Genomic DNA, 25665 nt, shown 5'->3' on the forward strand with positions numbered 1-25665 from the left:
TGAGTTATCGTTTACTTATCTTATTTAGTGTTATTATTCTCTGATGGTTCGATTTAAATTTATTCATTTCAGAGGACCGTTTCATTTCATGCTTACTACTTTTTCCAGAGTTTACTCTCTTCCGCCAAAGAACATAGCTTTTATATCTAAGTTCTTTCTTCATCAACTTCTTTACATCAGATTCAGAAAGTCCAAATTGATGTTTAATTGCAGAGAAAGGTGTCTTATCTTCCCATGCCATTTGTATTACTCTATCAATATCATCAGTAGTAAACATTGTTTTCATATTAGACTAACTGATGATAAAGCATTTTGTTTAATATTTATGTAAAAAAGTTAAACAAAAAAAGAGGAAACGTTCGAAAACATTCCCTCTATATATTTTTACAATCACAAAAGTGATCAAATAATCTAATTCATTAGAATTAGTTTAAAACTGCCAAAGTTTGTTGAGCAATTTCTAATTCCTCATTAGTAGGTACGATAAGTACTTTAACTTTTGAGCTTGGAGTAGAAATTTCTTCAATATCAGAAGCTCTTAAGTTTTTGTTCTTTTCAGCGTCTAATTCGATTCCTAAACCTTCTAACTCGATTGATGAATAGTGACGAATACCGTGGTCGTTTTCACCAACACCTGCTGTGAAACAGATAGCATCAGCACCGTTCAAGGCAGCCATGTAAGCACCAATATATTTTTTGATTCTGTAAGTGTACATATGAGTAGCAAGGATTGCCACTTCATCACCTGCAGCGAAACGATCTTCGATATCTCTCATATCTGAATCACCTGTTACACCTAACATACCCGATTTTTTGTTCAATAAGTCGTAAACCTCTTCAGATTTCATATTTAATTTATCCATTAAATAGAAAACAACTGCAGGGTCAATATCACCAGAACGAGTACCCATCATTAAACCATCAAGAGGAGAGAAGCCCATAGAAGTATCAATACACTCACCATTACGAACAGCTGACATTGAACAACCGTTACCTAAATGAACTGTAATGATTTTAGAATCCTTACCGGCTAAACCTAAGTGGTCGATAGCGGCTTTAGATACGTATTTATGAGAAGTACCGTGCATACCATAAACACGAACACCATGCTTTTCATATAATTCAGTAGGTACAGCATAACGGAATGCTTTACCTGGCATTGTTTGGTGGAATGCAGTATCAAATACAGCTACTTGAGTTGCTTTTGTAAAGATTGCTTTACAATCCTCAATACCTTGTAAGTTGGCAGGGTTATGCAAAGGAGCCAACTGGAAACACTCTTTAATTTTAGCTTCCACTTCTTCAGTGATTACCATTGTTTCGCTAAAGAATTCACCTCCGTGTACAACACGGTGACCAACAGCTTGAATGTCATCAGTATTTTGGATAACACCGTTGTCAGCATCAGTTAATAAACCTACAACTTCAGTTAAACCAACGTTATGGTTGGGAATTGGTAATTCTTTTTTTGTTTTAGTAGCATTACCTTCAGCATCGAAAGTTTTATGAGTGATAATTCCATTTTCAAGACCGATTCTTTCTACGATACCTGAACACAACACTTGTGTACCGTCCATCTCAAATAATTGATATTTTAGCGATGAACTACCTGCATTAATAACAAGGATTTTCATATATATAAGGATAGTTACGTGATATTTTGACAAAAATAAAAAGATTACCTCTCACTAGGTAAGAGGTAATCTTAATATGTTTAAAGTAAATCTAGGATTTACTATTTAATCATGAAATAATTATGCTTGGTTACCTTGGATGGCAGTAATAATTACTGTGTTCAAGATATCCTCCACTAAACAACCTCTTGATAAATCGTTCACAGGCTTGTTTAAACCTTGAAGAACTGGACCAATTGCAATTGCACCTGTCTCTCTTTGAACGGCTTTATAAGTGTTGTTACCAGTGTTTAGGTCTGGGAATACCAATACGTTGGCTTGACCAGCAACTTCGGAACCAGGCATTTTTTGAGCACCAACTGTTGGATCTACAGCTGCATCGTACTGGATAGGACCTTCAATCTTAAGATCAGGACGTTTCTCCTTAGCGATTTCTGTAGCTGCTCTTACTTTTTCTACTTGCTCACCAGATCCTGATGAACCAGAAGAGTAAGACAACATTGCAATCTTAGGCTCAATACCAAAGGCAATAGCTGTCTCTGCAGAAGAAATTGCAATTTCAGCTAACTGCTCTGAGTTCGGGTTAGGGTTCACTGCACAGTCACCATAAACTAATACACGATCAGGTAAACTCATAAAGAATACTGAAGATACTACAGAAGTACCTGGCTTAGTTTTGATTACTTGAAGTGCTGGACGGATTGTTGCAGCAGTTGTATGAACAGCTCCTGATACCATACCATTCGCATCACCCATTTGTACCATCATTGTACCGAAGTAAGATACATCAGACATAGCATCTGTAGCCATATCTAAGTTCATGCCTTTATGTTTTCTTAATTCATATAGAGTATTTACATACTCATTGAATTTCACATATTCGACAGGGTTGATGATCTCAATTTTATCAAAATCGATAGTGATAGCATTTTTTCTAGCTACATCTACGATTTCTTCTTTTTTACCTAACAAGATGATGTCCACAATATCTTGAGAAGCTAAGATAGCTGAAGCCTCAAGAACTCTGTGATCATTACCCTCAGGTAATACGATTCTTGCCTTTTTCTGACGAGCTCTTTCTGTAAGCGTGTATTGGAACATCTTAGGAGTCATTCCTTTTACTTTTACAGTCGCTAATAATTCAGAAAGAATCTTAGAATCAACGTGTTTATCAAATAATTCTTTAGCATAAGAGATTCTTGACAAATCGTTTGCTCTCATAGAAGCGTGAACTTCGTTTGCAAAGTTAGCTGTCAAGTAAGTATTTTCAGGAACTGAAAGAATTGGGAACATATCTTTCATACCGTCGATTACTTGCTTAATAGAATCGTCTGGCTCTAAACCGGTAGTTAATAACATACCTGATACGTTTGGATAAGATTGTGCTCTATGAGCAGAGATTGTACCCAAAAGAATATCACTTCTATCGCCAGGAGTGATTACTAAAGAATTCTCTTTAATCTTAGGTAAGAAGTTTTGCATTTGCATGGCAGCAATAGTGATGTTATCCACTAGAACGTCCAAGTTTTTCTCACCATAAAGGACTTTTGCATTTGTATGTTCAACGATATCTCTTACTGTTGGGCTAGACATTCTGTCGTCTGCAGGAACAGTAGATAATAACATTTTGTTACCCTTAAATTGCTTGGCTAACTCAGTATTTAAATCGTTGATGATATCTGTGTTTACACGGTTAACAATAGAACCGATTACTTCACAATCATTAGAAGCGAAATCATCAATTGCTACTCTTAATGCATCAATACAATCGTCAATTGATTTGTTATGAGCATTAGTTAAAACTAAAACTGGTGAAGCTAAGTTTTTAGCGAACTCAATGTTTAAACTATGTTCTAAAGTAATAGAGTTTTTGTAATCAGAACTTTCGATAAGGATAAAATCGAATCTCTCCTCAAGTTTCTTGTACTTAGAGATGACGATCTCTAACATTTCGTCTTTTTTACCTTGAGAAATAAGTTCGTTTGCTCTTTTTAGTGTAAGACCATACGCTTCTTCGTAGTTAAGATCTAAACCGAAATGGTCAATCACCAAAGAAATGTGTTCGTCTTCTTTTCCAGAATTGTAATCGCCAATCACAGGTTTAAAGAAACCTACTTTTGAACTTTTACGGAGGGAATTTTCTAAAATTCCCAATGCTACCAACGCCTTTCCGCTATTAGGCTCGGCAGTACTAATGTAAATCGAATTCGTCATCTTATTTATTACGAGATTGTTGTTTGTATATGTGGTAGTATGCGGTTAATATTACTTAATCGCGATACAAGATATTTCAATACCCACGTCTTTCGGTAATCTAGCTACTTGTACGGTTTCTCTTGCAGGAGCTGTAGCTTCGTCAAAATACGTGGCATATACATTGTTAATCTGAACGAAGTCGTTCATATCTCGAACAAAAATGCTGCATTTTACAACGTTACTATAATTCATTCCTGCTGCTTCAAGAACATATCCCAGGTTCTTCATTACTTGATGGGTTTCATTTTCAATACCATCAGAGACAAAATTGCCTGTAGACTGATCAATTGCAATTTGACCAGAAACATAAAGAGTATCGTTGTTTAGGATAGCTTGTGAGTATGGTCCAAGAGGACTTGGAGCCTTCTCACTAAAGATTACTTGTTTCATGAGAGTTGTTGATAATAATCAGATATAATTCACACAAAAATATATACTATAATCAGCTCTCATAGTGACGTATGTCAGTTTTTACATTAATTATGTAAAAATTGTTGAATTTGTCCTTTAAGTACTCCGCTACTGCTTACAAATTTTTTAATGATTTCATTGTAACTATTTTCATCAAAGTTGTCATTTAGATAATCTTTCTCTAGATGTAAGATAACTTCAGATAAAGAATTAACGCCTAAAATTTGAAACGATGGTTTAAGACGGTGTGCAACTTTAGCGATAGTCGCCCAATCATTATAAGAAACAGCTTCATTGATCTCTTCAATACCTTCATTTAAGTTAGTAAGAAACGAATCAATCATCTTGGTAACAAAACTATCGTCGCCTCTGGATAATGCTTGTAACTGGGTTAAGTCGTACATTTTACTATTTTGGATAGTACTCATGGATTATTATTTATAGAAATATCATCGGGTTATTTTATCATCCTTAATCAATTGGTAAATCTTTGACTTACTTATTTTTAGGACATCTCTTACATAATTTACTTTACCTTTATATTTTTTCAAAAAATATTCGATGATTTCGATGTTATATTCTTCCAGAGTTCGTTCTTTTTCGAGAAGATCTTTCTTAATTTCAACTTTTTCTAACAATAAATCAACATCAGATATTTGATTACCTTCCGATAAAGTGGTGGCCAACTCGATAACTGCTCTTAATTGTCTTATATTTCCGGGGAAATAATAATTCATAAGTTTCAACTTAGAAGCTTCACTAAGTTGTTTTAACTTTACTGAAGGGTTCTTATTAGAATAATCCTCTAAAAAATAATTGGAAAGAGGTATAATATCTTCTTTTCTTTCTCTAAGAGGAGGGAGCTCAATAGTTAAACCTAAAAGTCTATAATATAGATCTTCTCTGAATCTTCCATTGTTTACTTCATTTAATAAGTTCTTATGGGTAGCTGTTATAATACGAAGATCTAAGGATACAACTTCATTTCCACCAATTCTACTAACTTCTCTTTCTTGTAATACTCTTAATAGTTTTGTTTGAAGTTCCAGTGGTAATTCACCAATTTCGTCTAAAAATATAGATCCATAATTAGCTTCTTCAAATTTTCCTTTCCGTGCTGTTGAAGCACCTGTAAAAGCCCCTTCTTCATAACCAAAAAGCTCACTTTCTATCAATTCTTTAGGAATTGAAGCAACATTAATTGCCACAAAGTTCTGATGTTTGCGAGAAGAATTTTGATGTACCGCCTGAGCAATTAATTCTTTACCAGTTCCAGTTTCCCCAACAATATTTACATTAATATTCGAAGAAGTTGCCTTTTCTAAAACCGTAAATACTTTTTGAATGGCTTTAGATTTGCCTTTGATTAGATAAGAGAAATCACTCTCAGGATTTTCTACCGGCTTTACATTAAATTGATTGATTACTTTTAAGAGTTCATTTTCTAGTTGATCGGATTTTAAAATAAAACCTAAGTATCCAGCTTTTTTTGCTTTAATAAAATAAGAATATAGATCTTGATCTGTGATCAAATAGTTTTTTGAGGTTGATTTAACATCTTGATATTCTATTAATTGATCATCTACAAATAATACATCAATTTCTTGAGTGTTATTGATGTACTTTTCTTCACTATCAAAATGAATTAAGTGATGATTTGAAAGAATTTCAGGTTGAATAAAACTACCTAATATTTGATCATTATTTGTGATAATACCAATTCTCATAAACATAAAAAAAAGGAGTACATCAAATGTACTCCTTTCTTTAATGACTTAAAAACGGTTTAGAATTTTTTAGAAGTCACCATTAAATCTTCTTTTTCAACATGACGTCCTTTCAATGCTTGAATATGTCTTGCATTGTTTCCTTCAATCTTATTTAATATTTGAATTTGTTCCGCAGAAGCTTCAAATATTATTTGATTGATATGCCATGATACTGTTTCTGTGTAAGGAGCTGTTGTTAATGAACCACTATAATGATAATAATGTTTCATTTCTTCACAACCATATTTGCCGAATAAATCTTCAAGATTTACTTCTGTGTCATGTACTGATGCAATTCCATGAGCATCTTTAGGAATTCTATTGATAAATTCATTAATAAATGGGTTTTCTTTACCCATTTTAAACAAAATTCCAATTACCAAATAATGTGGTTTGTCTGACTCATCATTAGCCAAAACATTTACCATGTGCATCTCCATTGGATAAGTAATACCATCGATCTGATGTTCAGAAGGAGTATGGAAATGTAATTGTTTGAAATTATATGTAACATCATCAAATACTAATTGAGATGTTGAATCAAAATCTAATTGCACAGTATGCCCTTTATTTTCAACAGCATTACAATGTGCATCAATATTTAATTTTGATTTAACTACCCCGTCAACTTTTTCAGTTAAAATATTAATGGGAGATTGGATATCACCAAACTCAGAATCAGGGATCGTGTACTCATGTTTTAGTTCATGAGCAACATGTTCATTATTTACATTGCTTGATTCAGGACTGCATGCACACATAATTAGTCCAAAGAAGCAAAGCTTGAAATAGGAAAGTTTTACCATAACGAGAGGATAATTGTAACCTTGTTAATTTTACTTTGCAAGGTTGTTATTTATAAATAGTCATCAAGTGATTGTTAATACGCAAATTTAGTAATTTTCATCACCAAATACATTTAAAGGAGGATAATGTCTTTTAATGGTGTTATATATATAACACCATGTGTTATTTAGGTATTTATTGTTTGAATTTTTCTTAACAAAATCATCGATTATCATCTTTGTACCGTTATAAATTTAAACACACAGAATAATAACAAAAAGTTAGTGCGATGTTAGTATATAAATTTGGAGGAACTTCAGTTGGTTCAGCAGAAAGAATGATGCAAGTAAGTGATATCATTACTGGTGGCGAGCAAAAGATCGTTGTTTTATCTGCTGTATCAGGTACAACAAACTCTCTAGTAACTATTTGCGATGCTTATTATGCAAAAGATAAGACATTGGCAGATAAGTTAGTTGAAGACTTCCGTCCAAAATACGATAAACATATTTATGATTTATTGCATGATGAAGCTTCAAGAGTAGAAGCCAATGCTTTAATGGAGGAGAAATATGCTTTATTAAAATCTTATGACATTAATGATTTCTCTGAAGTTCAAGAAAGAGAAATTCACGCACAGGGAGAGTTGATCTCTACGAAATTAATGCATCTTTATCTTCAAGAAAAAGGAGTAAATTCTGCATTAATTCCGGCTTTAGATTTCATGCGTACAGAAAATGGAGAACCTTTGTATGATGAGATTGAAAAAAGATTATCTGCTACTTTAGCTCAGCATCCAAATGTTGATCTATTTATTACTCAAGGATACATTTGTACAAATGAGTTTGAACAAGTAGATAACCTTAAGAGAGGTGGATCTGATTATACTGCTTCTATTATTGGAGCATGTGCAAATGCAAAAGAAGTTCAGATTTGGACAGATATTGATGGTATGCACAACAACGATCCTCGTTTTGTAGAAGGGACAAAAGCAGTAGAATGTTTAACATATGATGAAGCTGCCGAATTAGCTTATTTCGGAGCTAAAATCCTTCACCCATTAACTGTCTTACCTGCGAAAAAGAAAGATATTCCAGTTCGCTTAAAAAATACAATGGTTCCTGAAGCATTTGGTACTGTTATCGGACCAACTTGTGATGAATCAATTCCTGTAAAATCCATTGCAGCAAAAAATGGTATTGTAGCCATCAAAATCAGATCATCTAGAATGTTGATGGCTTACGGATTTTTAAAGAATGTATTCCAAATCTTTGAAGATTATAAAACGCCTATCGATATGATTACCACCTCAGAAGTGGCAGTATCTCTAACAGTGGATAAAACAGATGCTCTTCCTCAAATTATAGAGGATCTTGAGAAATTAGGATGTGTTGAGGTAGACGATAACCAATCTATCGTATGTGTAGTTGGACAAAATCTAATTGAAGATGCATCAGTTGTTTCTGGGGTTGTTAAAGCATTAGAAAGCCTAAAGGTAAGAATGATTTCTTATGGAGGTAGTGCAAATAATATATCTATTTTAATACCAACAGAAAACAAAAACGAAGCTTTAAATCTATTACACAGTGCTTTATATAATGAAAGCCTAGTATAGAAATAACAATATAAACTGTCTTTAACTGAATACTCCAACATTTTTGTTGGAGTATTTTTTTGTTTAAATAGTTAATAAGTAGCCTATTTTAATGTATATTAAGCTGATAACAGATATTTATTGGTAATATATTCTCATTTCGTGTAGATTCTTTACAACCTGAGGTAAGGTTTTTGTAATTTCACCGTTTATTATTCGTAGGCATAAACCTTTCCTTAACAAATACTACTTTTTATTGTTCAAATGATTCGGCGTTTTTGTAAATATTCCAAACTTATGCTATTCACAAGCTTTTTGATGATTGTGAGTATGGAATCTTACGCTCAAATCAATTTGAAACTTGCACAATATTATAAAAGAAGAGCCAATAAGTATTTAGTGAAGAGTCCACATTTACATGAGTATTTTTCTATTGATGAAAGTGGCATTACGATGTACCCAACACCACTTCATCGTAAACAAAATAAAGCCGAATTTTATGTTAGTTGGGATGAACTATCTGTTTTAAAGGATGTGTTTGAATTTTCCGATCGTTCTTATCAATATCAAGTCTATTGTACTAAAGGAGTCCGACCTTTTAATCCCGATACCAGAATGTCTATCAATATATTAAAAGGTATGACAAGTATTCCTCCTACTTCAGTAATGAAACCATTATCAGGTATTCGAGTGGCAATTGATCCTGGACATATCGCAGCAGATATGAAAATGGCTAAAATCGAAGGAAGGTTTGTGGATATGAAACTAAAAGATGGGACTCATATTCAATTAAGAGAAGGGGATTTAACTTTAACAACAGCTTATATATTAAAAGATAGCCTAGAAAAGTATGGAGCAGAGGTGTACATGACACGTCAAGGATTAAAAAATGCAGGGGCCTCAAAAGAATCATATCATTCTTGGAAGAAAAATAATTTACAAAGTAAGCTTCACGGTAAAAAACTAACAAAAAAACAGATGTTACATGTTTTGTATCATTCTCCAGAATCTCGAATTTATAGACAATATTATTTACAAGACGATTTAGAAATAAGAGCGGATTCTATAAATTATTTTAAACCGGATGTAACAGTTGTTTTGCACTATAATGCAGATGAACTAAATCACGGATGGAAAAAACCATCTCAAAGAAATTTTAGTATGGCATTTGTTCCAGGCTCTTTTATGTCCAAAGAACTAAAAACAAAAAGAGATCGATACGATTTCTTAAGAATCTTAGTGAGTGATTACACTAAAGATTCCTATTACCTAAGCAAGTTCATTATGAAAGAGTTTGAAGAGACTTTACATGTTCCAGCAGTTGGACCACATAACGAACCTAAGTATTTAAAATCTGTAGCCATGTCTTTAGGAAATGGTATATATGCCCGTAATCTAAGATTATGTAGATTATTAAATAGCCCTATTTGTTATGGAGAACCCTTACTTCAAGATAATATTAATGAGCTTAAAGCACTGAATAATAACGATTTCAAAACAAAAAAAATATCACCAAGAGTAATAGAAGTAGCAAATAGTTACTTTAAAGGGATATTGAACTATGTGAGTTACAGACAGTCACAAAATACACCGTAAGCTAATTTAATTGTCTATTTCGAAATTTAAATTGGTGAAATTGGTTTTTCACAAAATAAAATAATAAATTGTCCTTTAATATTTTAAGGAGCAAACACATTTTTCACCTCCTTCTTAATAGGTAAATGAATTAAACACTTTTCTAAAAAACTCAATTGAATGAAAAAAGCTGCATTGAGATTAGACCATACTGACCGTAGAATTCTTGATATACTACAAAAACAAGCAAAAATCACGAACGCGCAGTTATCAAAAGAAATTGATTTATCTCCAGCCCCAACACTAGAACGTGTAAAAAAACTTGAGAATTCTGGAATTATCGAAAGTTATCATGCAAAGTTGAACACTAAAGCATTGGGACTTGGTGTAACTACTTTTGTGAATGTAAAAATCGAAAAACACAATCAAGAAAACCATACTTCATTTTTGAAACAAGTAGATCAAATACCTGAAGTAATCGAATGTCATCATGTTACTGGAAACAGTCATTACTTACTAAAAGTAATCACAACAGATATTGAAGAATATCAAAGAGTATTATTAAATAAACTAAGTGAAATTAAAGAAGTAGACGATTTACAATCAATGATTGTATTATCTTCTCCAAAAGATGCACATACTATTCCAGTGCCTTAAACATTATCATCAAAAAAATATTTAATTCTATACACATTCAATTTTCCAACGAAACACTTTTTTAATGAAAAAAGCAACAATTCTTAGTGCTGCTTTATCACTGTGTCTTAGTGCTGCAAGTGCACAAGGGATTCAGCTTGAATCGAATCCTGAACTGGTGAATAAGTACATGTCTACCATCACACCAAATGAACTGAAAGAACACCTTACTATTATTGCCTCCGATGAATACGAAGGAAGGGAAACAGGTGAGAGAGGACAAAAAATGGCTGCAGATTACATCGCCAAGTATTTTATGTCGGAAGGTTTAGTGGGTCCAGTAAAAGACAATCCTAATCCATACTTCCAACAGTTTGATCTTTATTCTTCAAAATATACAAGTTTTGAAATCACTAGTGGAGGACATAAAGCAGAATTATTTGAAGACATTTTTCCATATGGTAATTTTTCTTTGAATAAGGAAACTGATCTTATTTTTATTGGTTTTGGAGATACATCAAAAGATTTTGATGATTATGCAAATGCTGATATAAAAGGTAAAGGTGTAGTATTTTTTCAGAATTCTCCCGAAGAATACAAAGGTGAAAGTGGTGACAAAAATGGACTTCGTCAGAAAGCTAGAATGGCTGCTGAAAAAGGAGCCGCTTTTGCAATCATATTAGCTGATACTGATGAAGAGTTTACTACACAAACAAAAAGATATGCTTCGTACCTTAAGAAAGGTAAATTATCTTTTGAAAAGCCAAATTCAGAACAAGCAGCCAGTAGTTTTGGGGTGATCCTAGCTAAACCATCTTCATTTATGGCGATCATGGGTAAAGATCAGAGTAAATTCCAGAAAACAATTCAGAAGAACTTGAAAAAAGGAAAAGCTCCAGCTCATGAATCATTTAAAATTTCAATTAATGCAAAATATGAAACTCGTAGAGTACCTACAGAAAATGTATTGGGCTTTATGGAGGGAACAGATTTAAAAGATGAAATTTTAGTGGTGACTGCACACTATGATCACGTTGGTATCATTGATGGAAAAATCCATAATGGTGCGGATGATGATGGTTCTGGTACTACAGGTCTTTTAGAAGTAGTAAACGCTTTTTCTCAAGCTAAAAAAGAAGGAAATGGTCCAAGAAGATCTATTCTTTTTATGACTGTTACAGGTGAAGAAAAAGGTTTATTAGGTTCTGAGTATTATTCATCTCATCCGATTTTCCCAATGGAAAATACAATTGCTGACCTTAATATAGATATGATTGGTAGAGGTGATGCTGAACATAAAGATCAACCTAATTTTGTGTACACTATTGGTTCTGATATGTTGTCTTCGGATCTTCATAATATTCATTTAGAAGTATCAAAGACATTCAAGCCAGACTTACTAATTGATTATACTTACAATGATAAGGACGATCCGAATAGATATTATTACCGTTCAGATCATTATAATTTTGCTAAACATAATGTACCTGTAATATTCTATTTCAATGGTACTCATGAGGATTATCATCAACCAACTGATACAGTAGATAAGATTCAGTTTAACGAAATGGCGAATAGAGCACAGTTAGTATTTGCAACAGCATGGGAGCTAGCAAATAGAGAGAAAGCACCAGTGGTTGATAAAAAAGATGAAAGTCAGAAATAGAATTTATTCTGAATGATTCTGTTTTAATCATAACATAAAAAAACACCTTGATATTGACTTCAAGGTGTTTTTTTATATCCAATCAAATATTTAGTTATTTGATTCTATTTTTAATTCTTGTTTTTGTTGTTTCTCACGAGCTTTTTGTTCTCGCATCATCTTCAATCTTTCGATATAAAGTGGTTCGCCATTGTAGTTTTTGTTTAAAACTTGAGAACCATCCCAAAGAATTTTTATTTCATCCTTTCCAATTGATGGATCACGAGGCATACTATCAGTAAGGTCATTCCTAACACGAACCCTTTTTAATAATTCTTCCCTTTCCGGTTTTTCATCAAATCTATTTTTGAAACCAGGAAGGTATTTGTCAGGACCTTGGATTTTACTAGGAGGTAATACAGTACTATTAGATTTAGCATTGTATTTTATGTTTTCTACTTCATTACCTTCAGTAAAATAGATGGTCATCGAAGGACAGGAGGCCTTATTTAAAGCATAAATATTCTTTTTATCATCGGTTAATTGGAAGAAACGAGTCATACCATTACCCTTAACATCAACCTTGTCTAACTGATTTTCTTCGAAATGAGCAATTATCTTTTTACCTTTTACTTGGTTGAAATTAGCAATTGTATCTTCCGAAATAATAAAACCGTTTTTATTTAAATATAATCTTTCAACACCTTTTGATGTAATGTCAGTTCTGATGACTTCACCAGTCATTTGAGATTTTTGAGCCCAAATTCGTGGATCATTATAGAAATAGATCATGGAATCATTGTAGTAGTAAATCAATGAATCACATCTTGATTGCATATCTTTATTCCACATCGAAACCTTGTAGTGTGCATATAATGTATTTTCTTTTGTAGTAGTATCATTAATTGAGTGTAGAGTATCTGCAGCTAGATAGTACATATCCATCCAATTACCCTTAATTGGTTTACTCATCAATGCATTACCATAGGCAAAAGTAGAACTGTCTTCTCTTACTACAACATCTGCATAAATCATTGCAGTATCTTGCTTAGAGAAAAAGATAACATTACCCACAGCTTCTGAATTACCAGTATTTTTATCTGTATCAATCTTATCACCGATAAGAATATACTTATCATTTTCTACAACTGCAGAACCTTCAAAGTGTACTTTACCTGATTCAGTATTATAAGTACCGGCATTTGCTTCTACATCACCGTCTTTACTTTCGATTTTTGTACGAGTTTCAAAGACAGCATCTTTGGTTTCACGATCATAAATTAGCTTTTCAGTTTCTAAGTGTTGTACTTTTACTGAGTCGTCCATGACCACATCTTTAATAAAGATCAATTCCTTTTTCTTAAGGTAACCTTCTATAGATGTTAAAACCATAGTTTCCTGAAGTACCTTACCACCAGTAAGGTATTTAGCATCCTTAGTATCTGTATAATAATATAGTTTGTCAGTAATCAATGTTACGTCATCATCAATAAGTTTTACTTCCTTACCAGTGATGATTACCAAACCATTATTTTTATCATAATCCAAGCGGTCACCAGTAATAGTGGTTTTTTTATCAATCACTTTTACACGTCCCGTGGCAATAACTTTTTCTGTTTTTATTTCTTGTCTAGCCTCATTACAGTAAATTGTGGTAGATTTCTGAACCATTTTTACTCTTTGAGTGGGAGAACTATAAAACACTCTCCATCCTGAAACACCTTTTGTACGTGCCGCTGATATGATTACTCTATCACCTTTAGGTTTTTGAGCATGCACATTCAACGTAAGTAAAATGGATAAAACTAGAGATATGTTGAAAAAAATATTTTTCTTCATAATTAAATTTCTTCTTAATAGATCGAGCAAATTTTTATTTTTGCAAGCCTGCAAATTTATCCTTGTTTCATCAAAAAACCATAAATATTGCATTATTTGTAGTTGCGATTAATGATTTAATATGAGAATCAAGGGAAAATATTACTAATTAAAAAACCTGACACATATGTTAGACATACAAAATCAATTTGTTGACCAATTTTTAACTTTTATTAATCATAAAGGTATTAGCAAAAAAGATAATATTTTATTGGCTTTTAGTGGTGGAGTAGACTCTGTAGCATTGGCATTATTACTAAAAGCAGCAGGTTATCAATTTTCATTAGCCCATATGAATTTTCAACTTAGAGGGGAGGAAAGTAACGAAGATGAAGCATTTGCTAGATCTTTTGCTGAGAAGCATGGTATCTCAATTTTTGTTGAAGTGGTGGATACAATCAGCATAAAAGATATTACTGGGCAATCGACACAGGTATTGGCAAGGGAACTTCGCTACAATTGGTTTGATGGACTAGTGAAACAACATCAATTTGATTTTATTGCAACGGCCCATCATCAATCGGATAGTGTGGAAACGGTTTTGTATAATTTGATAAAAGGGACAGGTATTGAAGGTTTGCATGGGATTCGTTTCCAAAGGGACAATATTGTCAGACCTTTGTTATTTACTGATAAAGAAACGATAAGAGAGTTCGTGAAAAGTTGTAATGAAGAATGGAGGGAAGATTCGTCAAATCAGAGTAATAAATATGCAAGAAATCTAATTCGAAATGAGGTCATTCCTTTGTTAAAGCGGATTAACCCAAAAGCAGAAGAATCGATAGCAGAAACATCAAGAAAAATTAGATTTATCGAGCCTGTCTTTTTTAATGAAGTAGAGGAATTTAAGAAAAATACTTGGAGAAGGATTGATAAAGGGTATATCATCAAAAGTAAACCATACAAAGACGAAAGTTACTTTTTAATTTATCTGTATTATCATTTAAAACCCTTTAATTTTGATTTTACGAGTATAGAAAAATTATATAATCAGTTAGATCAAACTGCTTTGACTTTCTATTCAACAGATCATAAATATGTAGTATATACTTTGCAGGATTTTACTTTTCATTTAATAGAAAACGAAGAGCCAAATCATACTACAGAAAAGCTATTAGTAGAAAAAGAAGGGGAATACCAACTGAATGATACTTACATTAAAATTGAAAAAGTAGAGGTAAAAGGTTTAAGTGAGTTGGACAAGCAATTGACTTATGTACAACAAAAACATTTTCCTTTTAGAATTCGAAGTATTGAAAACGGAGATAAAATTAAGCCATTTGGTATGAAAGGTAAATCAAAAAAAGTATTTGATTTACTTCAGGACGAAGGAATTCCTTTTTATCTTAGAAATAATGCTTTAGTAATAGAAGATACTAACCAAGAAATTTTATCAGTGATTGCAGTTAGGAACTCCGAATTACTCAGAATTGAAGAATTTCCTGTAAGCCTATTTCAAATTACTGTAAAATAAATGTAAGTTTGGATATGATTAATATTTTCAAGAAGACATATAATGCTGACGAAAGGACTTTATTTGATTTTATGAGAAGAGGAATTCTCTTTTCTAAATTATCGGATGAAGAGTTGGCTAAATTTGCACCACATCTACATTTAAGACATTATACAAAAGGGGAGGTGATTTTCTTTAGAGAAGATCCAAGTCAAGCCTTGTATCTTATTAATAGTGGAATTGTCACCTTAAATATTGATATCGAAGATAAATTCGAAGATTTGGTTCATTTAAAGGCTACAGAGACTTTTGGTGATAACGCAATTCTCGAAGGAACGAATAGACCTTATAATGCCGTTTGTTTTTCTGATCATGCCGACGTTTATGTCATACCAAGTGCAGTTATTCACGATATTTTTTCAGAAAACATTAAAATACAAGCTAAAATGATGATGAGTATGGCTGAGATATACGACCGATTTACAGGTCATTTATTCAGGGCATATAAAGAATCATTTGGATTTTTTGATCTTGGTAGAGCGTTTATGCCTTTTTAAATGATATTTTAAGAAATAAAACATGACAAATGTCATGTAAATTAGATGTTTTTTGTATTTTTGCCCTTAACAAACCTGTTTGATATTTGTTGATTAAATAATAAAAGTTAACATTCGGGTTTAAGATTATACTTATGAAGAGCAACGATACTACAAACAAAGGCATTTTTTATAGACGATTCGGAGTAGTTACCGTTTTTGCGGTATTCTTTTTAATACTAGTCGGAGGAATCGTTCGAAGTACAGGGTCTGGCATGGGTTGCCCAGATTGGCCATTATGTTTTGGGCAATATATACCACCTACAGATATTAGTCAGTTACCAGATGACTATAAAACAATATACGCAGTTGCCGGTAAAGAGATTGCGGATTTCTCTGCATTTAAAACTTGGGTAGAGTACGTTAACCGCTTAGTTGGTGTGGCTATTGGTCTATTGGTATTTTTTACTTTAGTATTCTCTTTTTCATACTTGAAGAAAGATCCACAGGTGACTGTTTTTTCTTTCATCGCATTTGTATTAGTAGGTGTTGAAGGATGGTTAGGTTCTAAAGTAGTGGCAACAGACTTAAATCCCTTCATGATTACTCTTCACATGTTGTTGGCCTTAGTTATAGTAGGTGTGCTTATTTACGCTGTGGCCCGATCTAAAAAACAAGAATTAAGCTATTCTGATCCTCATAATTTGAAAAAGGTAAATAAATGGTTAATGATCATTTTATCTATGTCTGTATTTCAGATTATTATGGGTACACAAGTAAGAGAAAGCATTGATGAAATCGCAATTGCTATGGGAGAGGCCCAAAGACATTTGTGGATTGATCAATTAGATGAAGCTTTTTATTTTCATAGATCTTTCTCAATTGTAGTCGGAATTTTAAACATCATCTTTATAAAAAATGTTTTTATAGGTACAGAAGAAAAGCATCCAGCAAGATTCTGGTCGTTAGTATTATTCGGTTTATTAACTACAGTAGTACTTTCGGGAGCAATCATGGGGCATTTCGGAATACCAGCATTTTTACAACCAATTCACCTATTACTTGGATCACTAATCGTTGGTTGTCAATTTTACATCGCATTATTAGTCAACCATTCAAGAATTCTTGGGAATGTGAGAAAGGTTGAGGAAAAACACTCAAAAAACGCAATAGCATAAAATGATTGTCGCAGAAACAGGTTCAGCTACTTCCACCCAAACTTCAAAAAACACTAGAATTAAAGACTTCTATGATCTGTTGAAAGTTCGTTTAACAGGTGTAGTCGTTTTCTCTGGAGTTTTTGGCTACTTATTGGGGATGGAATCCTTCTCCTATATTAAAGTATTAGCTTTAGCATTTGGTAGTTTTATGATTACCGGTTCAGCAAATACTATTAATCAAATTATTGAAAGAGATTATGACAAAATGATGAAAAGGACACAAAATCGTCCTTTACCATTAGGTATAATTTCTAGAAAGGAAGCGGCAATATATGCTGGAATACTTGCAGTAGTAGGTTTTGGCTTAATGGCTGCGTTTGTAAATCTATATTCTGCTTTATTATCCATTGCTTCATTGGTATTGTATGCCTTCATTTACACACCAATGAAGAGAATAACACCATTATCTGTTTTAGTAGGGGCTTTTCCGGGTGCATTCCCTCCAATGATTGGTTGGGTGGCCGCTACAGGAAGTATTGGTGTTGAAGGAATGGCACTCTTTGCTTTACAATTTATGTGGCAGTTCCCACATTTCTGGGCAATAGCATGGGTAGCTGATAGTGATTATAAAAAGGCTGGATTTAAAATGTTACCATTTAATGGAAACAAAGACGTTAATACAGCTGTTCAAATATCAATTTATACTATGTTTCTCTTACCGATAGGTTTTCTGCCTACACAATTAGGGATTACAGGTATATTCTCTGGAGTTTTAGCTGCTTTGGCAGGGGCCGCATTTTTATATCAAACATTCGGTTTGATCAAAGAAAAAACAGATAAAGCTGCATTAAAAATAATGTTTACATCCTTTATTTATTTACCTATTGTTCAAATAGTTTACCTTATCGATAAGATATAATGAAAACAGACATCTCAGTTTCTAATACGCCAAATCAACCAGTGAAAATTCATCCAAAGAAATTTGCGATGTGGTTATTCATCGTAAGTGTAATGATGATTTTCGCAGCACTAATCAGTGCATATATTGTAAGGCAAGCAGAGGGCAATTGGGTATTATTCGATTTGCCTAACATTATGTACGTGAGTACAGCAGTAATTCTTTTGAGCTCAGCCACAATGCATTGGGCTTACACTAATACTAAAGTTGATAACCTTAAGAATTTAAAAATTGGTATATCTTTAACAGCACTTTTAGGGTCTGCCTTTTTAGTATTACAATTCTTAGGATGGAGTCATTTAGTGGATATGGAAATCTTCTTTGGAGGTAAAGATTCTAATCCTTCAGGTTCTTTTGTCTATGTTTTTACAGGTTTGCATGGGTTGCACATTGTGAGTGCTGTGATCTATCTGTTTGTGATTTTAATTGAATCATTCAGAGGTAAAATCCACAAAGGAACAATCGTGAGAATGGAAATGTGTGCAACTTATTGGCACTTCTTAGATGCTTTATGGGTTTGTATATTGATATTCTTACTGTTATATAGATAATAGTGACAAATGTCATTAAAAATTATCACAAAAGTCATCAAATAGTTGTTTTTATAAAGAAACTCATTTTTATTTGTAAGCAGATAATTTTTTAAAGACATTATAATATTTAACATCCAATCTTTATGTCGTCATCTACAACTTTGACAACACCCGAAATAACAAAATGGGATGGAGGGGAAAGACCAATGAAAGCAACCTATGGTAAGCTTATGATGTGGTTTTTCTTAGTTTCAGATGCTTTTACTTTCGCATCATTACTTATCGCCTATGGGGTAGTTCGCTATATGCATCCTGCATGGGAGAAACCATTCTCGGAATTCGAATTCGCTACAAGTTCAGACGACTTGTACTGGCCAATTCCTGAGAAAGTTTTTAATGCTTTCCCGGGCTTACATGGTATGGATATACCACTTGGTTTTGTAGGATTGATGACTTTTATTCTAATCCTATCTTCTGTGACTATGGTATTAGCAGTAGAAGCAGGAGAAAGAAAATCTCAAAAAGAGGTTGAAAAATGGATGTTATGGACAATCGTTGGTGGCGTTTTATTCTTAGGTTGTCAAGCTTGGGAATGGTCACACTTTATCCATGGTTCTGCAAATGGAGTAGTTAGAGATGGTGTTCAAATCTTTGGAGCAAACCTTCATGTAAATGAGTATGGTCCTCAGTTATTTGCCAACTTCTTCTTCTTCATTACTGGATTCCACGGTATTCACGTAACATCAGGTGTAATCATTAACATTGTCATTTTCTATAATGTGGTAATGGGAACTTATGAGAAAAGAGGTTCTTATGAAATGATTGAAAAAGGTGGTCTTTACTGGCACTTTGTCGATTTAGTATGGGTATTCGTATTTACCTTCTTCTACTTAATCTGATTTAATTTTATCATTCAAACCAAAAAACATTACTACTATGGCACATTTTGATGCATCAATGACTCCTGAGGAGATTAAAGCAGCTAAAATGAAAACAGTTATTAAAGTAACTGCAATTTTAGCAGCTATTACAATACTTGAATTTATTTTAGCTATTGTATGGCCTGACGGTTTTTCAAGAACAATGTTATACATTTTGTTCTTGGGAATGACGTTCATAAAAGCAGGTTTTATTATCATGGAATTCATGCACTTAGGTCATGAGACTTCTTTATTGAAATTCGTGATTTTATTCCCAATGTTGTTTTTAGTTTGGCTATGTGTAGCACTATTTGTTGAAGGTCAAGCCATTATTGATGCTTTCCTTAACTGGTAGTTTCAATAATTAAAAATAAAGAGAACATCTTTAATATGGTTTGATTTTCAATTTGTTGAGATCAAACCATATTTTTTTAAAATAAAATGAATAAACCTAATCAAAAGAAATGGGTATTCTTATTCCTGTTAATTGGAATACCTTTAGTCATCTTAGTTTTTCTGAAAAGCTTCGGTAAGAACGAATATCGTTTGGAACCTGCAGAAAGCCTTCAGATTTATAACCTAAAATCAGTAAACTGTACGCCAAACGAGATTGATGGTGTACACAGGATACCTGAATTTGAATTTTTAAATCAGGATAGTACGAAATTTTCAAACAAAAACTTAGAAGGTTCTATCTATGTAGCTGACTTTTTCTTTACATCTTGTCCCGACATTTGTAAAGCAATGACGTCAAGCATGCTTAGAGTTCAAGAACGTTTCAAAAACGAAAAGGAATTACAGTTAGTTTCTTTTAGTATAGACCCTAGTTATGATACTCCTAAAGTATTGTCATCTTATGCAGAAAGACATGGGATTGATACAAATCGTTGGAATTTACTTACCGGTGATAAACAGACGATTATGGATTTAGGGCAATGTGGTTTTTATATCACTGCTAAAGAAGTTATGACTGGGAAATCTGCATCATTATCACACAGTGATAAATTAATCCTTGTAGATAAACAAAAACGTATTAGAGGGATTTATAGTGGTACAGATCAAGATGATGTAAAACGACTACTTACAGAAATATCATTATTATTGTTAGAAGACAATGGAAACATTAAATCAGAAACTAAATAGAGGTCCACTAATTACAATTGGAATTTTATCAATTGCTATTCCTGTTGTAGTGGCTATATTACTTTTTATACCTCAAACAGGTAAACTTGGAGACTTAGACGTTTCTTTCTTGCCACACCTAAATGCAATTATAAATGGAACATGTGCTCTTACTTTGTTCTTAGGTTTTTACTTCATTAAGAAAGGGAATCAAGAATTACATCGATTAATGATGTTTATTTCTTTTGCATTAGGTGCTATCTTCTTAGTTTCTTATGTAGTTTACCATTTTCAAGGTGGTCATACCGTTTTTGGAGATTTAAATGCTGACGGTATACTTTCTGACTCTGAAAAAGCAACAGCAGGTACTTCAAGAATTATATATCTAGTATTGCTGTTAAGTCATATTGTACTATCGGCAGCAGTGGTACCTCTTGTATTATTATCCATTTATTTTGCTATTACAAAGAGGTTGACACTTCATAAGAAAATTGTGAAATGGGCATATCCAATTTGGGAATATGTTGCCGTTTCAGGTGTATTGGTTTATTTAATGATCAGCCCTTATTACGCTTAGATTATGAAAAAGAGTTTAATACTAATGATTGGTTTTTTACTGATCAACTTTCAGAATATTTATGCACAATGTGCGATGTGTAGAGCAACAGTAGAGAACAATATCTCTGATGGTGCGAGTCAGGTAGGAGCAGGATTAAATGCAGGAATATTATTCTTGATGTCCATGCCTTATATCCTCATTGCAAGTATTGCATTTGTTGTGTACAAGAAAGTACAACAAAACAAATTGAATACTTCAATTGGGTAAATAATATTCTACTCTCTAACATTTTAGAGATTTAACAATATACCATAAACGATAACTCCAATATGTTACCATCATATTGGAGTTTTTTTGTAATTTGATCTTTTTATAATCACTTCCACTTTTATCTGTTAAGTATTGCCTTTATGCAAGCTAAGATTTTTTTAAAACAACTAATTAACAGTAAGAGCAAAGCCGTTTTAGGTCTTTTCTTTTCCCTGATTTCCATCCTCATTTTTTTAATAAATGTAGAATACTATGATGTAGACGAATACGATAAGTTTGTACAAGATAGAATTCAACAATTATCAAAAAACGCAGATGATGTTATTTATGATATTAAAAATAATATTAAAGAGGTAAGTGAGGAAGAGCCAGATTTTAAAACCTTATTATCTTTAAGTGCCCAGCCAGTTTATATTTATGAAAAAGGAGTTTTAAAATTTTGGTCAGATGATAAACTGAAACTGAAATATATTGAAGATAAATTATTTACCTATTTCGTAGAAGATGTGATTAAAAAAGGGAATTCCTTCTATTACGTTAGGAAGTCCAACATCATGTTGTACAATCAAGATTATGAAATCTTTGTTATCGTTCCATTATTGGAGTTAAGAGATAGCCCGACGACTATCATGACACATTATGTAAACGATTTCATTTTTGGTACAAAAGATCTACCCAAAATAGATAAGTATAAAGTAAATGAGAACTTTAAACCTATCTATACCAAACAAAACAATTATCTATTCTCTTTAGACACCTCAAAAAAAGTATCTATTGAATTATTTCCATGGCATAGCTTTATTTTTTGTGTATTGGTGGCAACATTTTGTTTGCTTTCTGCACTAAGTACTTATATCACAGATTCTATCCATAAAGGGAGTTCAATTTATATAATGCTAAGTGTTTTTATAATAGGAGTGCTTGCTTTACATGAGGTAGTATTTTCTATTGTAAATAATCCAATCATAAAAAACGAATACGAAATCTTATCCTCCTTAAGCAATCCACCTTTTCCAGCATGGGATTCGATGGGGGTGATTTTTATAGATTTAATATTTATACTTTCAGTTTTTCGTTGGGTGACGAATAACTTTAAGGATCTGTTTTCGGTAACCTCAATGAAGAAGTTACCATTGAGGGTCAGAATAACCCTATCTTCTATAATGATAATTCTTCTTTTCATTATTGTAATGCTATTGGAGAATGTCTACTTGAAAGTCCTAGAATATTCCTTAAGTTTAAATCCACAATTTAGTGTTTTCGAAATAAGTATTCCTTACGTTGTTTCACAAATGATTGTGCTTTTAGGTTTCCTAATTGCAGGTTCATATGCACATGTAAGTTTCAGGATTATTAGCTGGTGGTTAGATTTTTATGGAAAAGCAACTGTAATGCTTATAAGTATAATCGTTGTCTTTAGTATTCAATTTTTTGATAATAGCTTTGACCTAGTCGTTATTAATGTGTTAGCCATTTTTACAGGCATCACCTTAATGTTTGATACGACAAAGTTCTTAAATAGTGGGAAGTTCAAAGCAATTATGTATTTGATGTCTCATATTATTCTATTTTCATTATTAGCTGCTGTAGTGGTAGAGAAAAGTGATACAAAGAAAGATGAGGAGTTTAAGCAAAAGTTTGCCTACTATAAACTGATAACAAATGATGCTACACTAAACGCCTTTCTTGAAGAAACAATTAACGATGTTCAGGATGATGATAGAGTAATAGATGCAGTAGCTTTTCTCAATAAACCTCATGCAGTAGAAGTATCTAAGCTGATAAAAGCTGATATCATGGGTTGGTTTGGACAGCGATACGATATTAGTGTGTATATGGCATTTGATAATGGAGATGTTGTAAACAGTGAATATTCATATAATCAATTAATAGAAAATTTCTTCGATGGTAAGAAGAATGTTCCTAAAGATATTTCCGGTTTAAATAATAAAATGGACCTTCAGAAGGGTACGTTTAGCTATCTCTGTAATATTCCTATTATTGATCGTTTTACCAATACCGATACAATAGGGTATTGCTTGATTGAGTTGAATAAAAAATCCTTAGAAGGAAACTACTTACAGGCCTCAATTCTTGATGAAAACTACAATATCAACTATAAACAAGAAGATTACTCATACGCTATTTTCTTTAAAAAAGAATTGATATTCAGTTCGGGTGATTATAATTATACCAACGACTTCCTAAAAGAAATTGATTTAAATGAAGAATCGAATTTAGCATCAAACTTTGAATTCAATGGCTATGAACACTTGATGTTACCCAATGCCAATCGTATTGTAGTTATCTCTTCTAAAGAATTTAACATCATTGATTTTATAAGATCATTTTCGACCTATTTTACCATTATAGTTTTCTTTGTTTTCTCCTTTTATAATTTCAAAAATTACATTGCCGACCCAAAGGAATACAACAGATCATTCTCTGCTAAAGTACAAGCCTATCTTAACGTGGCGATATTCTTACCTATTTTTACTTTGGCAATTGTAATGGGGTCAGTAATGGTAAAGTCATCAAGAAATGATATTCAAAGACAATATTTAGAAAAAGCACAAACGGTAGCCATGAACCTTTTTCAGAACACTGATCTTAATGCCGATTGGAATCCTGAAAATGATTTAGTCCTTGATAATTTTATCAATGAACTATCGAACATTATGCAGGCTGATATCCGTTTTTACAATAAGAAAGGTTTCTTAAAAAGTGCCAGTGATGATGAATTGTTCGAAGCAGGTATACTAAGCGAACAGCTTAATCCGGAAGCATATATTGGGATTATGCAGGATAAGAAAACACGTCTCGTAGTAAAAGAAAAGATAGGTAATCTAGAATACAATACTTCTTACATCGGTGTGAAAGCATTTAATACAGGAGATGTGATGGGAGTGGTAAGTATTCCATTCTTTAAATCACTTCACCGTTTTGACGATAGAACAGTTGATGTAATTTCTACTATCATGATCATTTTCACGGTATTGTTCATCACATTATTACCAATTGTACACTATGCTGCCTTATCACTTCTCAATCCAATTAAGTTGATTATTCCAGAGTTGAATCGCATCACACTTAGTAAGAAAAACGCTCCAATTAAATATCATTCTAATGATGAGTTTGGTCGTTTGGTAGGAGAGTACAATAAAATGCTTTCAAAATTGGAAGAAAGTAAAAAGGAGTTGGAAAGAAGTCAATTAGAATCTGCTTGGAAAGACGTTGCAAAACAAGTAGCTCATGAAATTAAAAACCCTCTAACTCCAATGAAACTTTATTTACAACAGTTAGAGCGTGTCGCTACATCAGATGATAATCCTAAATTACTAAGGGCTACAAAAATGCTGATTAGTCAAGTGGATACATTAAGTGGTATTGTTACCTCATTCTCATCTTTCGCGCAAATGCCTGTTCCGAAAAGGGAAGTATTTAACCTTTCAAAGGTGATAAAAGATACAGTAATGCTTCACTCAAGTAAAGCAAAGATTCAATTCTCTAATACACAATTAGGTCATGATGTATTTGTGGATGGTGATGAGAAATTGACTACTAGAATATTAGCCAACTTAATTCTTAATGGTATTCAAGCTGCAAAAGAAGATGTGAGCTCGAATATTATTATCGATTTATACGAGAACGGTGAGAAAGCAATTGTTACTGTTATTGATAATGGTAAAGGTATTCCCGAAGAGTTCCAGAACAAGGTTTTCGTTCCTAACTTTACTACGAAAGAGACGGGTTCTGGTATTGGATTGGCTGTAGCCAAAAGAGGAATCGAACAGATGGGAGGTAGTATTTGGTTTGAAACTAAGGAGAATGAAGGGACACAATTCTTTGTTGAATTTGTGATGACTCAACCAGAAGAGGAGGCTTAAAAAACAACTTTGATATGACAAAAAACGGCTACCTTATGGATTTAAGGTAGCCGTTTTTACATCAGCATTTTGATAATTGATTG

The 25665-nt window shown here is 32.7% G+C and carries 23 protein-coding genes; 15 read left to right on the top strand and 8 right to left on the bottom strand.

The annotated features are described in order from the left end of the window. Positions 1-4: 4 nt before the first annotated feature. The 7 genes from KMW28_RS09775 to KMW28_RS09805 all read right to left on the bottom strand — a co-directional run bounded on the left by KMW28_RS09775 (position 5) and on the right by KMW28_RS09805 (position 6876). A complete protein-coding gene (locus KMW28_RS09775; RefSeq protein WP_169665317.1) occupies positions 5-286 on the bottom strand; it encodes a TIGR03643 family protein in 282 nt (93 codons plus the stop codon). A gap of 139 nt (positions 287-425) precedes the next feature. Then, positions 426-1634 carry an acetate/propionate family kinase gene (locus tag KMW28_RS09780; protein WP_169665316.1) on the bottom strand — a complete coding sequence of 403 codons (1209 nt, stop codon included), beginning with the start codon at positions 1632-1634 and terminating at the stop codon, positions 426-428. A gap of 120 nt (positions 1635-1754) precedes the next feature. Continuing rightward, positions 1755-3848, bottom strand: a complete 2094-nt coding sequence (gene pta / locus KMW28_RS09785; protein WP_169665315.1) for a phosphate acetyltransferase — start codon at positions 3846-3848, stop codon at positions 1755-1757. Positions 3849-3899: 51 nt separating this feature from the next. Beyond that, positions 3900-4280, bottom strand: coding sequence for a RidA family protein (locus tag KMW28_RS09790; RefSeq protein WP_066207820.1), 381 nt, complete (start codon positions 4278-4280; stop codon positions 3900-3902). 86 nt (positions 4281-4366) lie between these two features. Further along, positions 4367-4729: an Hpt domain-containing protein gene (locus KMW28_RS09795; protein ID WP_169665314.1), complete on the bottom strand. Its 363-nt coding sequence runs from the start codon at positions 4727-4729 to the stop codon at positions 4367-4369. Between the two features lie 21 nt (positions 4730-4750). After that, positions 4751-6028 carry a sigma-54 interaction domain-containing protein gene (locus KMW28_RS09800; RefSeq protein ID WP_215585827.1) on the bottom strand — a complete coding sequence of 426 codons (1278 nt, stop codon included), beginning with the start codon at positions 6026-6028 and terminating at the stop codon, positions 4751-4753. Between the two features lie 59 nt (positions 6029-6087). Then, positions 6088-6876 carry a carbonic anhydrase family protein gene (locus KMW28_RS09805; protein WP_169665312.1) on the bottom strand — a complete coding sequence of 263 codons (789 nt, stop codon included), beginning with the start codon at positions 6874-6876 and terminating at the stop codon, positions 6088-6090. 269 nt (positions 6877-7145) lie between these two features. On the opposite strand from KMW28_RS09805, the gene KMW28_RS09810 reads away from it, so the two are divergent. The 4 genes from KMW28_RS09810 to KMW28_RS09825 all read left to right on the top strand — a co-directional run bounded on the left by KMW28_RS09810 (position 7146) and on the right by KMW28_RS09825 (position 12327). Next, positions 7146-8471, top strand: coding sequence for an aspartate kinase (locus tag KMW28_RS09810; protein WP_169665311.1), 1326 nt, complete (start codon positions 7146-7148; stop codon positions 8469-8471). 276 nt (positions 8472-8747) lie between these two features. Next, a complete protein-coding gene (locus tag KMW28_RS09815; protein WP_066207810.1) occupies positions 8748-10046 on the top strand; it encodes an N-acetylmuramoyl-L-alanine amidase in 1299 nt (432 codons plus the stop codon). A 159-nt stretch (positions 10047-10205) separates the two neighbouring features. After that, positions 10206-10682 (top strand): Lrp/AsnC family transcriptional regulator, encoded by a 477-nt coding sequence (locus KMW28_RS09820; protein ID WP_066207808.1) that lies wholly within the window; start codon positions 10206-10208, stop codon positions 10680-10682. Positions 10683-10746: 64 nt separating this feature from the next. After that, positions 10747-12327: a M28 family peptidase gene (locus KMW28_RS09825; RefSeq protein ID WP_066207806.1), complete on the top strand. Its 1581-nt coding sequence runs from the start codon at positions 10747-10749 to the stop codon at positions 12325-12327. A gap of 90 nt (positions 12328-12417) precedes the next feature. Here the strand turns inward: KMW28_RS09825 and KMW28_RS09830 are convergent, their stop codons facing one another. Further along, positions 12418-14145, bottom strand: a complete 1728-nt coding sequence (locus KMW28_RS09830) for an OstA-like protein (protein ID WP_169665310.1) — start codon at positions 14143-14145, stop codon at positions 12418-12420. 166 nt (positions 14146-14311) lie between these two features. Here KMW28_RS09830 and tilS point away from each other — a divergent pair, with 166 nt between their 5' ends. The 11 genes from tilS (at position 14312) to KMW28_RS09885 (ending at position 25582) form a co-directional block, all read left to right on the top strand. Continuing rightward, positions 14312-15658 carry a tRNA lysidine(34) synthetase TilS gene (gene tilS / locus KMW28_RS09835; RefSeq protein WP_169665309.1) on the top strand — a complete coding sequence of 449 codons (1347 nt, stop codon included), beginning with the start codon at positions 14312-14314 and terminating at the stop codon, positions 15656-15658. Between the two features lie 14 nt (positions 15659-15672). Next, on the top strand, positions 15673-16194 hold the full coding sequence (locus tag KMW28_RS09840) for a Crp/Fnr family transcriptional regulator (protein ID WP_066207801.1): 522 nt from the start codon (positions 15673-15675) through the stop codon (positions 16192-16194). A gap of 134 nt (positions 16195-16328) precedes the next feature. Further along, on the top strand, positions 16329-17351 hold the full coding sequence (locus tag KMW28_RS09845; RefSeq protein ID WP_066207799.1) for a COX15/CtaA family protein: 1023 nt from the start codon (positions 16329-16331) through the stop codon (positions 17349-17351). A 1-nt stretch (position 17352) separates the two neighbouring features. After that, the gene (gene cyoE, locus KMW28_RS09850) at positions 17353-18252 is read left to right on the top strand and encodes a heme o synthase (protein WP_169665308.1); all 900 of its coding nucleotides are present in this window, start codon (positions 17353-17355) and stop codon (positions 18250-18252) included. Next, entirely contained in the window at positions 18252-18842 is a 591-nt protein-coding gene (locus tag KMW28_RS09855; protein WP_169665307.1) for a cytochrome c oxidase subunit 3, read from the top strand. Before cyoE ends, KMW28_RS09855 begins: the two co-directional genes overlap by 1 nt. Before the next feature lie 125 nt (positions 18843-18967). Next, entirely contained in the window at positions 18968-19723 is a 756-nt protein-coding gene (locus KMW28_RS09860; RefSeq protein ID WP_066207792.1) for a cytochrome c oxidase subunit 3, read from the top strand. A 37-nt stretch (positions 19724-19760) separates the two neighbouring features. After that, positions 19761-20099: a cytochrome C oxidase subunit IV family protein gene (locus KMW28_RS09865; protein ID WP_169665306.1), complete on the top strand. Its 339-nt coding sequence runs from the start codon at positions 19761-19763 to the stop codon at positions 20097-20099. Between the two features lie 86 nt (positions 20100-20185). Beyond that, positions 20186-20887, top strand: a complete 702-nt coding sequence (locus tag KMW28_RS09870) for an SCO family protein (RefSeq protein WP_066207790.1) — start codon at positions 20186-20188, stop codon at positions 20885-20887. After that, positions 20859-21443 (top strand): DUF420 domain-containing protein, encoded by a 585-nt coding sequence (locus KMW28_RS09875; RefSeq protein ID WP_169665305.1) that lies wholly within the window; start codon positions 20859-20861, stop codon positions 21441-21443. Before KMW28_RS09870 ends, KMW28_RS09875 begins: the two co-directional genes overlap by 29 nt. 3 nt (positions 21444-21446) lie before the next feature. After that, positions 21447-21692 (top strand): hypothetical protein, encoded by a 246-nt coding sequence (locus KMW28_RS09880; RefSeq protein WP_066207787.1) that lies wholly within the window; start codon positions 21447-21449, stop codon positions 21690-21692. 143 nt (positions 21693-21835) lie between these two features. Then, positions 21836-25582 (top strand): sensor histidine kinase, encoded by a 3747-nt coding sequence (locus tag KMW28_RS09885; protein ID WP_169665304.1) that lies wholly within the window; start codon positions 21836-21838, stop codon positions 25580-25582. The last annotated feature ends 83 nt before the right edge of the window (positions 25583-25665 follow it).

The sequence above is a fragment of the Flammeovirga yaeyamensis genome (assembly GCF_018736045.1).
Lineage (GTDB): Bacteria > Bacteroidota > Bacteroidia > Cytophagales > Flammeovirgaceae > Flammeovirga > Flammeovirga yaeyamensis.

Coding starts and splice junctions, on each gene's coding strand:
- KMW28_RS09775 (WP_169665317.1), bottom strand. CDS start 286: ATGAAAACAATGTTTACTACTGATGATATTGATAGAGTAATACAAATG.
- KMW28_RS09780 (WP_169665316.1), bottom strand. CDS start 1,634: ATGAAAATCCTTGTTATTAATGCAGGTAGTTCATCGCTAAAATATCAA.
- pta (WP_169665315.1), bottom strand. CDS start 3,848: ATGACGAATTCGATTTACATTAGTACTGCCGAGCCTAATAGCGGAAAG.
- KMW28_RS09790 (WP_066207820.1), bottom strand. CDS start 4,280: ATGAAACAAGTAATCTTTAGTGAGAAGGCTCCAAGTCCTCTTGGACCA.
- KMW28_RS09795 (WP_169665314.1), bottom strand. CDS start 4,729: ATGAGTACTATCCAAAATAGTAAAATGTACGACTTAACCCAGTTACAA.
- KMW28_RS09800 (WP_215585827.1), bottom strand. CDS start 6,028: ATGAGAATTGGTATTATCACAAATAATGATCAAATATTAGGTAGTTTT.
- KMW28_RS09805 (WP_169665312.1), bottom strand. CDS start 6,876: ATGGTAAAACTTTCCTATTTCAAGCTTTGCTTCTTTGGACTAATTATG.
- KMW28_RS09810 (WP_169665311.1), top strand. CDS start 7,146: ATGTTAGTATATAAATTTGGAGGAACTTCAGTTGGTTCAGCAGAAAGA.
- KMW28_RS09815 (WP_066207810.1), top strand. CDS start 8,748: ATGCTATTCACAAGCTTTTTGATGATTGTGAGTATGGAATCTTACGCT.
- KMW28_RS09820 (WP_066207808.1), top strand. CDS start 10,206: ATGAAAAAAGCTGCATTGAGATTAGACCATACTGACCGTAGAATTCTT.
- KMW28_RS09825 (WP_066207806.1), top strand. CDS start 10,747: ATGAAAAAAGCAACAATTCTTAGTGCTGCTTTATCACTGTGTCTTAGT.
- KMW28_RS09830 (WP_169665310.1), bottom strand. CDS start 14,145: ATGAAGAAAAATATTTTTTTCAACATATCTCTAGTTTTATCCATTTTA.
- tilS (WP_169665309.1), top strand. CDS start 14,312: ATGTTAGACATACAAAATCAATTTGTTGACCAATTTTTAACTTTTATT.
- KMW28_RS09840 (WP_066207801.1), top strand. CDS start 15,673: ATGATTAATATTTTCAAGAAGACATATAATGCTGACGAAAGGACTTTA.
- KMW28_RS09845 (WP_066207799.1), top strand. CDS start 16,329: ATGAAGAGCAACGATACTACAAACAAAGGCATTTTTTATAGACGATTC.
- cyoE (WP_169665308.1), top strand. CDS start 17,353: ATGATTGTCGCAGAAACAGGTTCAGCTACTTCCACCCAAACTTCAAAA.
- KMW28_RS09855 (WP_169665307.1), top strand. CDS start 18,252: ATGAAAACAGACATCTCAGTTTCTAATACGCCAAATCAACCAGTGAAA.
- KMW28_RS09860 (WP_066207792.1), top strand. CDS start 18,968: ATGTCGTCATCTACAACTTTGACAACACCCGAAATAACAAAATGGGAT.
- KMW28_RS09865 (WP_169665306.1), top strand. CDS start 19,761: ATGGCACATTTTGATGCATCAATGACTCCTGAGGAGATTAAAGCAGCT.
- KMW28_RS09870 (WP_066207790.1), top strand. CDS start 20,186: ATGAATAAACCTAATCAAAAGAAATGGGTATTCTTATTCCTGTTAATT.
- KMW28_RS09875 (WP_169665305.1), top strand. CDS start 20,859: ATGGAAACATTAAATCAGAAACTAAATAGAGGTCCACTAATTACAATT.
- KMW28_RS09880 (WP_066207787.1), top strand. CDS start 21,447: ATGAAAAAGAGTTTAATACTAATGATTGGTTTTTTACTGATCAACTTT.
- KMW28_RS09885 (WP_169665304.1), top strand. CDS start 21,836: ATGCAAGCTAAGATTTTTTTAAAACAACTAATTAACAGTAAGAGCAAA.